The following is a 14,036-nucleotide window of genomic DNA, read 5'->3' on the forward strand; positions in this document are numbered from 1 at the left end:
CGCAGGCCCATGGCCGCCGCGCACGACGACTTACCCGCCACAAAGCCGCCACAGTGGACGCTCAGGCTCCTTTAGTCGATGATCCGTTGGCCGATCTGCGGGCGCTCCCGGTGCCGCCGGCACGGGGCTGGGCGGTCCGGGGTGGGGGACGGGACCATCACGTGGGCTCCGCCGCTCTGTGGCAGGGCACCACCACGCAGCTCGCGGGCCTGTACCCGTTCGTCGGTGGCTCCGGCAGCCGGGTGCGAGGCGTCCCGATTGGACACGATCTGCACACCCACGAGCCGGTCGGTGTGCACCCCGGCGACTGGCTGCGCGAAGGCCTCGTGTCCAACACAGGGCTGTGGGTCCAGGCGCAGGCAGGGGTGGGCAAATCAGCGTTCGCCAAACGACTGGGCATCGGACTGTGCGCCTTCGGATGGATGCTGTTCGTCCCCGCCGACGTCAAAGGCGAATACACCGACCTGATCCACCGTCTCAACGGGACGGTAATCAAGGTTGGTCGCGGCTTCGACGCGATCAACCCCTGGACCCGGGCCCGTTGGCCGCGCTGCTAGCCACCACGAGCGGACGACAACGCGACGCACTGCGGGAAGCCATCCGCGCCCGACAGACCGCACTGCTGGAAGGACTGCTGCTACTCGAGTTGGGCCGCACACCCACACCGACCGAACGCAACCTGCTGTCCCGCGCGCTGGATCTGGCCACCGACGCCGCACCGGACGGACAACCCACGATCCCGGACGTTCGGGCCGTGCTTGACGCCGCACCGATCGGCTTGCAACGCGCGGCCCGCGTCGATGAGAACTCCTCGCGTTACTACGAACTGATCCGCGAAGTGCTCTCCGCCTTGGACATCCTGGTCGACGGTCCACTCCGCGGGCTGTTCGATCGCCGCTCCACCGCCCGGCTCGACCCCGCCGCCCCGGCGACGTCGCTAGACATCTCGGTACTCGACGAGGAAACCGACGAGGTGGTCGCGGCAGCGATGCTCTGCTCCTGGGCCTGGGGCGCGGGCATGATCGAAGCCCGCCAAGCCGGCCACGGCCGCAACATCCTGTGGGTCCAGGACGAAACCTGGCGAGCCTTGCGCACCGGACCCGGCCTCGTCGAGCGCGCCGACCGCATGACCCGGCTCAACCGCCACAAAGGCGTTGCCAGCGTCTACCTCACCCACTCCATGGACGATCTGGAAGCCCTACCGTCCGAAGAGGACCGTGCCAAAGCACGTGGTATCGCCGCGCGCTGCGCCATCCACGTCTACGGCGGACTCCCCGCCAGCGAAGTACGCAAACTCGCCGTCACCCTGTCCTCAAGGGAAGCTGAGCTGTTGGCGTCCTGGCAGTCGGCTGGCACCTGGGTACGCGGCCAACGCCACCCCGGCCGAGGACTGTATCTGATCAAAGCGGGCGAACGTTCCGGGTTGCCGGTCCGGATGACCCTGTCCGCCCGGGAAGCGCAGCTCTACAACACCGACAAGGCGTTCGACACCACAGCCCCCGACGCACCCGCACCCGAAAACCGTGAGTTCACGGGGCGGGTGGGGAGGTCGGCATGATCCCCGGCACCCCGAACGACCGCAGGCACGCGGGCGGCGCGAACCCGGCGATGCCCTGGGTGATCGTCGGCGTCGTCGCCCTGCTGTTCACCGCCGCCGCAGCGTTGTGGACGGCCGCTCAACTCGCCGCCCCGGCAGGACATCAGGTGCCCTCGGTGGGCCGGTTGCCGGGCGTGCTGGCCCACCGCGGGCTGGTCGCAGTGCTCGGCCCCGACGGTTCACCGCTGCTGTTCTACCTCGCCGTGACGGTGCAGGGACTGCTGCTGCTCGCCGCGCTGGTCGCCGTCTGGGTGGCGGTGCGTCGGCGCCAGCCACGAGACGGACGCAGCGCCCTGGCCAACGCCGCGAACTTCACCGACCTCCAGCAGGCCGCCATGGCCAAACGCGCCCAGGGTTTGCGGCCCTCACTGGCCGGCGCTCGCACCCGCGACCTGACACCCCGGCAGATCGGCGCGGCACTGGGCGAGATCGGTGGCCGCACCGTCTACAAGAGCCACGAAGACGTCGAACTGGTCATCTGCGGCCCACGCTCCAACAAAACCTCAGCGAAAGTCGTGCCGGAGATCCTCGCCGCGCCAGGAACCGTCGTGGCCACCAGCAACAAGGGCGACGTGTGGTCCCTCACCGCGGGCCTGCGCGCGAAGGTCGGACCCACCTACCTCTTCGATCCCAACCGGATCACCTATCAGCCGCAGCGATTCTGGATCAACCTCCTGTCCTACGTGCACGACGTCGAGTCCGCCGCCAGGCTCGCCGCCTACTTCATGCGCGAAGTCGGTGACGACCCGGGTTCCGGCGGCCGAGCTGACCCGTTCTTCACCCCAGCCGCCGCGAAAACCCTTCGGCAGATCCTGCTCGGTGCCGCGTGCGCGACACCGCCCCGAACGTTGCGGGATGTCGCGCTGTGGGTGGCCACCCGCTCCGAGGAACCCGCCTACTACCTCGAACAAGCCGGATACCTGACCCAGGCGGCGGCGTTGCGCGCCACGCTGGAGTTGGCGCCGGAGACCCGGGGTGGCATCTACGAAGGAGTCGCGACTGCCATCGCCTGTTTGGACTCCGAGCCGCTCCTGCGCTGGGTCACCCCACCGTCTACTTGGGAGCAGCTTCCCGGCGATCCCGCCGAGATCGCGGAGTTGGATCTCTGGTCGCTGATCACCCGCCCCGGCGACGCGCATCCGACCCTGTACCTGCTGACCCGGGAAGGACAAGGCACCGGCCGTCCGCTGGTGGCCGCGATCGTGGGCGAGTTGTTCTACGTCGCCAGCCAAGCCGCCGCAGCGCGTGGCGGGCGACTCGATCCACCGATGACCGTGCAGTTGGACGAAGCGGCCAACATCGTCCGGCTGCCCGAGCTACCGGCCTGGTACAGCTGGTTCGGCAGCCAGGGGTTGATGGTCACCACCGTCCTGCAGTCCCGCGAACAAGGTAGAAGCGTCTGGGGCAAAGACGGATTCGACGCCCTGTGGTCCGCGGCCACCATCAAAACGGTCGGCGCCGGGGTAGCCGACCCAGACTTCGCCGAAGACCTATCCCGCTTGGTGGGAGACCACAAGATCGAGGAAATCTCTACCTCCTACGCTTCGGGTTCCGGGCACTCGCACTCCCGATCGCTGCGCACGGAACGGATCTACACCGCCGCCGACATCGCCGCGCTGCCCCGCACTCACGCCCTCCTGTACACCAGCGGCCGGCGACCCGGACTGCTCCGTCTCAAGCCGTGGTATGCCGAACCGGACGACGAGAAGGCCGAGATCAGCAACTACTCCGGTCAAGCCACCCAGCAGATCCAACAGGCGGCGATCGGCTACCTCGGACCCAACAACCCGGTCGCGGCAGCACTGCTCGCGGAAAACCATGCCGACAATGGAGCTGGGCAGAACGGCGGTCGGCGATGACCGCATTCGAGGAACTGACCGCACAGATCTCCGAAGCAGAGCAGCGGATCACGAATCTCGTCGCTGACGTCACGACCATTCCAGACCTCGCGGACGCGATCACCGTCCTGGTGGAGGACTTCGCGGAAATCCTGACCTCTGTCGTGAGCACCGTCGCCGACCTGCACTCCGATCTGCACAGTCGACACGAGCAGCTCGCCAGACGGATCGACGCGCTCCAAGCCGACCAATTCTCCATGGCCGAGCAGGTCCGGCTCGCCGCCAACGCCGCCAACCGCGCCGTGGTGGGGCTGGACGAGCTTGAGGACATTGTCACCGAACTCGACGAACGCTCAGGTGAAACCGCGGCCACCTTCACCGCGGCCATGCAGCAGCGCGACGTCGCGCTCGACGACTTCCTCCCACCCACTGCGGCGGCCTACTCCGCAACCGCCGCATCGCCCGGCGAAGCCGATACCGAGGAAGGGAAACAGGAACGCCCCGCGCTGGACGTCCTGTACGGGTGGGTCGCAGAGCACATCACTCCGCTCGTGCGGCGGGTCACCGCGACTGGAGAGGGCGGCGGTGTTCGCTGGTGCCGCCAGTGGTGGCTACACCACGACGCCATTGAGCGGTTCACCGCCTTGTACTTGGTTTTCGACGAATTGTCTAAAGAGGACAGTATTAGTTGGTTGTCGGCCTACTTGCGTGACCATCTTGACCCGCATCTGGCCACACTGACTAGCCCGTATGGGCCGTTCTATGCCTGCTCCCCGCAACGGCACACCGACACCGCCAACCCACTGGGCCATGCCGTGCTTGACCTGGCCGACGCCGTACTCGATCACGCGGTCAGCGAGCCAGGACCGGCGCGTTCGCGCATCACCATCACCGGCGACCTGGACGACCAGGTGGCTGGCGACACCACCGGGGGGACGAAATGACCGACACAGAAGGGATCGTGGCCGATAATGGAGCCTATGACGAGTCCCGTGACGAGCGAACCCGTGATGAGTCACGACATGAATCACTACGGGCAGATGGCCCTGGAGCACTGGCAGCGGCACCGACCGCAGGAACTGGCGGCGATCGAGGATCCGCAGAGGTTCTTCAGCGAGCTGGGCGAGCAAGTGGCGGAGACGGTGCTGACCCGCACAGACCAACTGCTGGCCAGCTATCCGCAGGTGAGCGGGTTCGTGGCGAGGGTGCAGCAGGAGCAGACGGCACGCCAGACGGCCGAGGACGAGACCCTGCGCGAGATGGTCTACACCGAGCCGAGCAGCGAGGCGACCAACCCGACGACGACCGACTAGACGATCAACGACACGATGCTGATCTAGCGTCGTTTCGCCCGCGCGGCCAGGAGGACTTCGCCCCCTCAGGCGCGAAGTCGCGGGTGGAGGCCAACCTGGCCGCGTTGCGGCTGCTCACCGTGCTCCGCACGGCTGAGCGACCCGCCGCTGCCGATGAGCAGGCGGTCTTGGCGCGCTGGTCGGGATGGGGCGCGGTCCCGCAGGTCTTCGACGAGCACCTCGACACCTACACCGCGGCCCGCACTGAACTGCAGCAGCTGCTGACCAAGGACGGCTACGACGCGGCCAGCCGCACCGTCCTCAACGCCCACTACACCGACGGCGCGCTGGTCCGCGTGATCTGGCAAGCCCTGCAGCGGCTCGGGTTCGATGAGGGCGACGTTCTCGAGCCCGGCTGCGGCGCCGGCCACTTCATCGGGATGGCCCCGCCCGGGGCGCGGATGGTCGGCGTCGAGCGCGACCCGACCAGCGCCGGCATCGCCGCCCTGCTCTACCCGCACGCCCGCGTGGTTGCGGGTTCGTTCGCCGACCTGGACGCCGACGAAGGCAGCTTCGACGCCGTGATCGGCAACGTGCCGTTCGGCAGCTTCCGGCTCCACGACCCCCGCCACAACCCGGCGCGCCATTCCATCCACAACCACTTCCTGATCAAGGCGCTGCACCTGACCCGACCGGGCGGTTTGGTGATCGCGTTGACCTCCCGGTACACCCTCGACACCCGCAACCCGGCCGCGCGCCGCGAGATGGGCGAATTGGCTGATCTGGTGGGTGCGGTGCGGTTGCCCACCAACGCGCACCGACGCGCGGCCGGCACCGCCGTGGTCACCGACTTGCTGATCCTGCGCCGACGCGAACCCGACCAGCCACCCACCGACCTGACCTCGTGGGAGTTCGCCGTCCCATACACGGTCACCACCCACGACGAAGCCAAGAACGCCGACGGCCAGGACACCGGCGCCCACGACGGTGACGTGGCTGGTGCTGAGGTTGAGGGCACCGAGACCACGATGCTGATCAACCAGTACTTCCTGGAGCATCCCGAACTGGTGCTGGGCGAGTTCCGCGCCAAGTTCGTGCCGGACCGCGGCACCGACCTGGAAGTCCTCGGCGACCCCGATGCGGCTCCCGCGCTGGAAGCAGCCCTTGCACGCATCATCGAACAGGCCCACGAGCGCGGGCAGACCCTGACTCCTGCCACCGGCCCCCGTACGCCTCGCCCCGCGGGCGAGGCTGATCTGATCGACCCGGACGCCGCGCTGTACGCGGGATTCTTGGCGGCCAAACCGGATGGCACGTTCACCCGCCGAGTCGGCCGCGACGAACAGCCCTACACCCCGCTGCCTTCCCAGGCCGACGAGCTGCGCGGGCTATTGGGCATCCGGGATCTGGCGATGGCGCTGGTCAGGGCCGAGAACGACACCCTCGATGACACGGCCGAGGTCCGCTATCTGCGAGACCAGCTCAACCGTGCGTATGACGACTACGTCGAGGTCTACGGGCCGCCGTCCCGCTACACCCGGACCCGCACCATGCTCGCCGGCTGGGCGGTGTTCAAACGCTGGTGCACCGACAACAACACCGGCACCGAGTACGAGTCGCTGCCCGCATCGCCGGACACGGTGCGCGCCTACCTCACTCATCTGCGGGACGCCGGCGTCGGGGCCGACATCCTCACCAAGCACCTCGACGGGATCGCCAAGGCCCACCAGACCGCGCACAACAAGGTGGTCGAGAAGGTTCTCGACCAGATTGCTCGCGGACGCGACGCCACGGCACGCGAGCGGGCCGCTCAGGTCGCCGTTGACTATCCAGACCAGTTTCTGGTGACCACGGGAACCGCGGACTTGCGGCTGGACCCGACGGCCGAGCGTGCTGGCCGCGAGGTGATCGCCGCCGCGGAGGAGACCACCCCCGACGAGGTCGATCTCGACGAGTTGGGGTTGCGCACCACGACGATCAAACGCCCACCGCAGGGCGGGTTCCGCGATGACCCGTTCGCCGGCGTGGTCCGCGCGCTCGAAGTGTTCGACCCCGCGTCTGGCAAGGCTCGCAAGGAAGACATCTTCTCCCAACGAGTGATCAACCCGCCCCGCCCACGGTTGGGGGCCGACACCGCCGAGGAGGCCCTGTCGATCTGCCTCGACGAGCACTCCCGAGTGGACCTGGACGAGATCGCCCGCCTGATGGGCCTCACCGACACCGCCCACGCCCGTGCCGAGCTGGGGGAGTTGGTCTTCGACGACCCGGACACCGGCGAGGTGGTATGGGCACCGCTCTACCTGTCGGGCAACGTGCGCCGCAAACTCGCCCGCGCCCAAGAGGCCGCCGAAACCGATGCGCGGTTCGCGATCAACGTGACCGCGTTAGAGAAGGTAGTCCCGCCGGACCTGGGACCGTCCGACGTCGTCGTGCAGCTCGGGTCCTGGGTCGAACCCGCCTATGTGCAGCAGTTCCTGCGTGAACTCGCCCAGGACCAGAAGGTGCGCGTGGAGCGCCCACTGCCGTCGCTGTGGGTGGTCTCCCAACGGGAGTTCACCTACGCGGCCACCGACGTGTGGGGCACCGGCCGCATGGACGCCTACCAACTCACCGAATCGCTGCTGCTCGGCGACAAGATCGACGTGTTCGACGAGTACGAATACACCCGCGACGACGGCAGCACCGGCACCCGCAAGGTGCTCAACGTCGAAGAAACCGAAATGGCCCGGGACAAGGCCACCGCGATCGGCGACCGATTCTCGGCCTGGGTGTTCGAGAACCCCGAGCGCGCTTCGGCGTTGATGCGCCGCTACAACGACCTGTTCAACAGCGAGATCCCGACCGACTTCTCTACCGCCCGGCTGACCACGCCCGGCCTGGCCGCCAGCATCGCGTTGCGGGAACACCAGATCGCCGCAGTCAGTCGCATGATCTACCAAAATGGAGTCGGGCTGATCCACGACGTCGGCGCCGGCAAGACCCTGGAGATCATCGTCGGCGTCATGGAACGCCGCCGCCGCGGCCTCACCGACAAAGCCGTGATCGTGGTGCGCAACGACTCCATCGCCGAACAATTCGAACGAGAATGGCGCCGCGCCTACCGCGCAGCCCAAGTGTTGGTCGCCACCAGCGACGACTTCACCGTCAAGAAGGGCGTCGACAAACGCGCGGAGTTCGTCGGCCGGGTCACCACCAGTTCGTGGGACACGATCATCATCACCAAGGACGCCTTCCAACGGATCCCGCTGTCCGCCGACACCCAACGCGCGTTCATCGAACGCGAGCTGGACGACATCCGAGAACTCCGTCGCCAGAACGACGGTCTCAGCAAGACCGCGGCAAAGAAGACCGAACAAGCGCTGGCCGCCGCGGAGGAGCGCCTGCAGGGCCGGCTCGCGGCCCTCACCCGGGACACCTCCGGGGTGAGCTTCGAACAAACCGGCATCGACCTCGTCGGCGTGGACGAGGCACAGGACTTCAAGAACGGGCTGGTTGTCAGCCGACTCCCCGACCTGGGCATCCCCGGCTCCGACCGGGCGATCGATCTTGACCTCAAACTGGCCTGGCTCGCCGAGCGCTACCGCCACTCGTGTGCGGTGCTCGCCACCGCCACCCCGTTCACCGGCAAGTTCAGCGAGATCTATCTGTGGCTGCGGCGATTGGGCCGCGAACTGACTCCGTTCGATGAGTGGGCCCGCAACTTCATCGTCGCCGACTCCTACACCGAACCCACCCCCTCCGGGCAGCTACGGCCGAAGATGCGCATGCGGCGCATGATCAACGAAGACGACCTGTGGTCCATTCTGCGGTTGACCTCCGACGTGCGGATGGCCGACGCATTGAACATCCCCGGCCTGCCTCGCCTACGCGAGGGCGGCGTCGAGATCATCACGGTGGACGCCTCTGTCGAGGCCAAAATCCATAGCCTCGAACTCGGTCGCCGCGAACGCGCCATCCGCGACAACCCCCGCAAGCCGGAGAAGGGCGCCGACAACCACCTGGTGATCAACCACCACGGTATGCAAGCCGCGTTGGATCTGCGCATCCGCGGGATCAGTACCGACGAGCCACAGAAGGTTGATGCCGTCGCCGACGACATCTACCAAGAGCACCTCGCCGGCGCCGAGAACGTCTACCGCGGGGCGGACGGCACCGAGCACCCGGTCCGCGGCGGGCTGATCCTGGCGTTCTGCGATGAATCCATTCCCCGTCCGGGCTGGAACTTCTACCAGGAACTCAAAGACCAACTGGTGGCCCGCGGGATGCGGGAGGAGTCGATCCGGTTCATCCACGAGGCCACCACGCCACAGTCCAAACAGGACCTGTTCACTGCCTGCCGCAACGGCGGTGTGTCGGTGCTGATCGGCTCGACCCAGCGGATGGGTGCCGGCCTCAACGTGCAGGACCGGCTGCTCGGCGGCTACGAGATCATTCCGCCCCGCGACTACCGCGCCGACACCAGCCATCAAGCCCGCGGTCGGGTCGTCCGGCAGGGCAACCAGAACGAGATCGTGTTCTGGAAGCGGGTCGTCGTTGCGCCCAGCCTGGACGCGAAGAAGTGGGAGATCGTCCGCCAGAAACACAACCTGTTCGCGCCGCTACTGGCAGCGCAGAAACCGGGCCGGCACCGGGAAGTGGACGACGACGAGTCGATCGACCTCGCCGACGTGATGGCGGCCGCCACCGGTGACCCGCGCTACACCGAGAAGGCCGAACTCGACGCCGAGTTCAAGAAACTCACCCGGCTGCACGCCGGCCACATCCGCACCCAGCAAGCCGCCCGCCTGACAGTCACCGACACCGAGAAACGCCTCCCCGGATGGCGCCGCGAACTCGACGACGCCGAACAGGTCGCCACCCGACATGTCTCCACCCGCGGCTCGGCGTTCTCGATGACGGTGCAGGGCAACACGGTCACCAAACGCATCGATGCCGCCCACCTGTTGAACGCGTTACTGCGCAACGAAATGGCGGCCACGCCCCGCACCCGGGATGGTCGTGACATCACCGTCGCCACGCTGGGCGGGTTCACCCTCACCGCACAACTGCGCCCGATGAACCAGCAGAACACCATCAACTTGGTCTTCGCCGAGGCCGGCGGCTACTTCTACGTCCCGGCCGACCACCGGGACCTGCCTGACGGGTACGGCCTGATCACCCGGCTGGAAAACATGCTGGATGAGATCCCGAAACGACCCGCCCGGATACGGTCCCAGATCGAGGAAGCCGAGACCACCCTCGCGCAGGCGCGTACCCAGATCGATGCTGCGTTCCCCCACGCCGAACGGCTCGCCCAGGTGGCCACTCGCCGCAGCGAGTTGACCGCCGAACTCACCGAAGACGATGACACCACACTCGACGCGAACGTCGACCCGAACTCACCCGCGGGCAAGGCCCGTCAGGCAAGGCTGGACAAACGCGCCCAGCAACGGGCCGAGTTGGCCGAACAGGTCCGCCTTACCGTCTTCGAGGCCGGCGGGGACGACCCGCACACCTTCGCCGACTGGTACGTCGCCATCGTCGAGGGCGTACCGACCGGGCAACGACCTCCCGCACTGACCGCGCACAAGGTGTGGCGCGAACTCGGCCGCCCCCGCCCCGACACCCGCACGATCGACCCCACTGAGGGCGCCGCGACCGCTGACTCCGTCGACGGTGAGGACGCCGGGTCGCCGGCACTGGAGGTGCCGCCCGAACTGGCCTGGCTCGCCGAAGCCGCCATGGTGTCCACAGTGGCCACCCGCTGGCCCACCCTCGACGACGCGGTCGAACACCTGCGTCAGGTCGAGCCGCTGCCGCGGTACCAAGGACTGCCTCAGATCTGGGAGGCCGACCACGACACCTTGATCGAGGAGATCACCACCGCACGAAAAACTCATCTCTCACCCTCGGGCGCGCTCATCGCCTACAAAGTCAAGTCACTCCACACCGGACGGCAGGCCTGGTACGTCGCGCACACCGGGAGCGGGGCACAAATCGGTGACCTCATCACCGACAAAACCTTCGACACGGCCACCGCCTCACGCAACGCCGCCCGCGCAGCGATCATCCTGCCGGACGAGATGATGCCCCGCTACCTGTACGCACTCGAGCACCGCGCCGACGCCCACGGGCAACGTGTGGACTGGCGCCAGGACTTCGCCGGGCTACGCACTGCGTTGGCCGAGTGGACGGCCCCGCTGCCCGTCGACGTCGTCGGTCGCTTCCGCGACGCCGACCAACCCGCCGAATCAGCCAGCGCACGGACTCTGCACGCACTCGCGGTACTCGACGCGACCGCCCCCGACCCACTCGCCGCCGCCCTGACCGGCGAACTCGTCCGCATCACCCGCTGGGTGATCCCCACCACCACACACACCATCACCCATAGCGTCGGGCAACGCAGCGTCGCGCCCCTACGCCGGGCACTGGACGCGGCCATGGCCGATCGCTTCCCGGAGGAATCCGGGAAGGACAAGGCGCTGCGCACGGTGGACGAGGACACCAGCCGCGTGCTCATCACCACCGCCTTGTGGGGCTTCGGCGCCGACCCCCACCAGGCAATCGACTTGCTTGCCGCCCGCATCGACGCACTCCAGAACCAGCACAGCCCGCAACCGACGCTGCCGGCCACCCGGTTGCAGGACCTCGTACTGCACATCGCCGAACTCCACACCCCCGAACCCACCGAACTCGAACGCCTCCTGCATGCCACACCCGGCACCCGGCTGGTCGCCGCCCCACCACCAGACAGCACGACAGAACCCACACACACCTGGGAAATCACCGGCCCCGCCGAGCCCATCGAAGACACGCACGACGGTCCTGCCGCTCGCCTTCCCATCACCCTGCACCTCGACACCGGGGACTCGGCACGCCTGCACGGCACCCTCACCATCGACCCCGTGTCATCACACCCCGTGGTGATCACCTACCACCGGAACCAACCCGACGCCGCCGACATCCGTGTCCCGACCCCGCTGCTGTTGCCTGCCCTCGCGGCCGGACGGTGGATGGTGGTTGACCCCGACCAGCCCCTACCCACAGCGATCGACGAGATCCGCCAACAGTCCCACCGCGCCGCGCACGCCTACCTCCACCCCGCCGACCAGCCCAGCGACAAGATCGTCGACCAGCCCGGCGGCCCACAGGCAGGCGCGAATCCTGTCGTGGACTCGACCGTCACCGAACCGACCAGCCCGTCCGAGGCACCCGCACACCAGCCGTCGAGCAAGCCACCCAACGATCCGTCGACGGAGCCGTCACGGGAGCCGTCGCGGGAGCTGCCGCCCAGCGCTGGTGGCACAGCCGACGTACCGGCCCCCGCCGCCGGCCCATCTGTGGTGTCCGGTCAGCCCTCACCGAAGCCCCTGTTGGAGAACAAGTGGGGCGAGTTCGCCCCGCACGCACCCGTCGCCTATCACGACGACGGGCCAATCGGCATCGCCGTCCACGCCATGGCCGCCGACGCCCACATGGACATCGACGGCGAGCCATTGGCCAACCTGCTGGGCAGACTCGCGACCGATGTCGTCATGGGACGGCGCACCGCCCAAGACGGACTGGACACCATCAAAGCCCTGGTGGGGAGGCTCCCGCACACCAGCCGCGCCTATGCCGCCCTGGAGCGGGCCGTGCAGGACCTGGACACACCCGACACGCCGCGCCCGGAGCTACCGGACACGACACCCGAACCGCTCCGCAGGCTGGTTGACGCCCTGCACGCGGTCCCGATCGTCCGCGCCGAACCGGACACCGAACTCATCCCTCTGCTCACTGTCCTGGACCAGTTCGCCGACGGTGAGATCAGTGGCATACGGCTGATCGACGCGGTGAAGCGGCTCGCCAATCGGCGGCACGAAAGCTTCGGCGATGTCGGGAAGTTCGAGATCGACCGCGCCATCCGCGCCGCCGTGACCGCGCTGAACGACCTTCCTCGCGCGGCACTCACGCCACCCACCGGCGCCGATGTCGTGTCGACGGCCTCACCGCGCCCACCCAACCACGATCAGCAACACGCTGCCGGCAGCGCATCAACCGACGCTGACCTTCGGGCCGGTGAGCCCTCGGTCGACGAGCCAGTGGTTGATGAATCGGCGGGCGACCTGTCGCTGACGGCCGCGAGCGTGTCCGAATCGACCGGCCAGGCCGGCGATGCGGCTGACGACCAGCGGCGCGAGCCCCAGGATGCCCAGCTGCTGGCGTCATCACCCACCGGCCAGGCCGGAGACGACCAGCGAGAACCCGACGGCGACCAGGTCCCAGCGGAAATCGAACACGACCGTCACTCCGACAGCCGCCCCACCGCCAGCACGACCACGGTCCCAGGAACCACCGGGCCGGCGCCGACCGACGCGGTTGAGGAGACCGGCGACAGTCAGCTCGTCGACTCCGCAGTGGGCGATGGCGTGGGCGGTGGCGAGGTGACCACCACAGACACCGCGACCGAACAGCAGCCGGCGGCGTCCGACAACATGGCGGACACCAGCAGCGCCACGGACCTCCCCGCAGACGCCCGGGTTCTGACCGTGCATTTCTCCCACCACCACGGCGTTCTCCTGCTCGGCACCGATAAGTCGGACCAACTCGGCCCGCGGCTGCGGCAAGAACGGGCCGGGTGGAAGCACAGCCGACGCATCACCGGACCTCACGGCGAAGCTGGTGCCTGGTACCTGCCCCAGACCCGGCAGCAGAACCGGACCGGCCAGCAACTCCGCGACTTCCACCGCCGGCTCACCCAGCGACTCACCAGCGCCGGACAGGCACTACTCGACCGAGGGTTCACCGTCCAGCTCGACCTACACGACCTACCCGACCAGGTAATCCGGGACCTGCAGGACTGGCTGCGTCGCACGCAGCCCACCGCGGAGAAGACTCCGCAGAGCATGGCGACGACCGCGCGTATCGCCGCAAGGATCGTCCACTACCAAGCCCGGATCGGGCCACTGACCCGCGAGATCCCGGACACCGTCATGGCCCAAGCCTGGACGGAGTTCACCGCCGAGCACCTGCACCAGCGCACCCGCACGGAACGGTTGGCCGGGCGCCGACAGGTGCTGGTCGCCACCCTGCCGGAACCGAGCTCGACAGGCGACGCCCTCGCGCTGCGCGCCATCCGAACCGTGCTCGGCGACGAACGCCAAGCCAGCGCCGTCGCCTACGACCTGCGCGACTACTTCCGCACGGACGGCAGCGAGGATGTGGGCGACGTGGTGGGCCGCATCGCCGGCTACGCGACGGCACTGCATGCCCGCACCAACGACACCGACGAGTTCGGTCGGTTCCTCACCGCGACCGACGCCATCGCGGTGGTGGACGCGCTGGCCGACG

5 protein-coding genes and 1 pseudogene are annotated in these 14,036 nt (G+C 68.1%); all 6 read left to right on the forward strand.

All coding sequences use genetic code 11. From position 1 onward, the window contains the following. A pseudogene (locus tag ACJ73U_RS07530) lies at positions 1-557 on the forward strand (hypothetical protein); the annotation flags it as partial. Continuing rightward, positions 542-1,558: a hypothetical protein gene (locus ACJ73U_RS07535; protein ID WP_407776808.1), complete on the forward strand. Its 1,017-nt coding sequence runs from the start codon at positions 542-544 to the stop codon at positions 1,556-1,558. The pseudogene ACJ73U_RS07530 and the gene ACJ73U_RS07535, both read left to right, overlap by 16 nt. A 173-nt stretch (positions 1,559-1,731) precedes the next feature. Continuing rightward, entirely contained in the window at positions 1,732-3,456 is a 1,725-nt protein-coding gene (locus ACJ73U_RS07540) for a TraM recognition domain-containing protein (RefSeq protein ID WP_407776812.1), read from the forward strand. Continuing rightward, positions 3,453-4,379: a DUF4913 domain-containing protein gene (locus ACJ73U_RS07545; RefSeq protein WP_407776809.1), complete on the forward strand. Its 927-nt coding sequence runs from the start codon at positions 3,453-3,455 to the stop codon at positions 4,377-4,379. The genes ACJ73U_RS07540 and ACJ73U_RS07545 overlap by 4 nt, the downstream gene beginning before the upstream one ends. A gap of 36 nt (positions 4,380-4,415) precedes the next feature. After that, positions 4,416-4,748 carry a hypothetical protein gene (locus tag ACJ73U_RS07550; protein WP_407776810.1) on the forward strand — a complete coding sequence of 111 codons (333 nt, stop codon included), beginning with the start codon at positions 4,416-4,418 and terminating at the stop codon, positions 4,746-4,748. An 83-nt stretch (positions 4,749-4,831) separates the two neighbouring features. Then, positions 4,832-14,036 (forward strand): hypothetical protein (locus tag ACJ73U_RS07555; RefSeq protein WP_407776811.1); only part of this gene is annotated, 9,205 nt, incomplete at its 3' end.

The organism is Actinophytocola sp. (assembly GCF_045807065.1).
Classification (GTDB): Bacteria; Actinomycetota; Actinomycetes; order Mycobacteriales; family Pseudonocardiaceae; genus Actinophytocola.

Bases quoted from the DNA above. Each gene is read 5' to 3' on its own strand.
- ACJ73U_RS07545 (WP_407776809.1), top strand. From the start codon at position 3,453: ATGACCGCATTCGAGGAACTGACCGCACAGATCTCCGAAGCAGAGCAG.
- ACJ73U_RS07550 (WP_407776810.1), top strand. From the start codon at position 4,416: ATGACGAGTCCCGTGACGAGCGAACCCGTGATGAGTCACGACATGAAT.